We start from the raw sequence: 208 nt of genomic DNA, 5'->3' as shown, positions 1-208 counted from the left end.
AGCGCAAGGGGCGGCGCATTCTGGGTGTGATCCGTGGCAGTGCGGTGAACCAGGACGGTGCGAGCAATGGTCTGACCGCGCCGAACGGTCCGTCGCAGGAGCGGGTGATCCGTCAGGCGTTGGCGAGTGCCGGGTTGAGTCCGGTGGAGGTCGATGCGGTCGAGGGTCATGGGACGGGTACGAAGCTGGGTGATCCGATCGAGGCGCA

1 protein-coding gene is annotated in these 208 nt (G+C 66.8%); it reads left to right on the top strand.

Going from position 1 to position 208, the window contains the following annotated elements; translation table 11 throughout:
• On the top strand, positions 1 to 208 hold a 208-nt coding region (locus FVS66_RS05010; RefSeq protein ID WP_149179770.1), incomplete at both ends, for a hypothetical protein.

Origin of the sequence: Streptomyces sp. TRM49041 (genome assembly GCF_008271805.1) — a bacterium.
Lineage (GTDB): Bacteria > Actinomycetota > Actinomycetes > Streptomycetales > Streptomycetaceae > Streptomyces.
The sequence above is the reverse complement of the archived record's forward strand: the minus strand, read 5'-3'. Positions and strand labels throughout refer to the sequence as shown.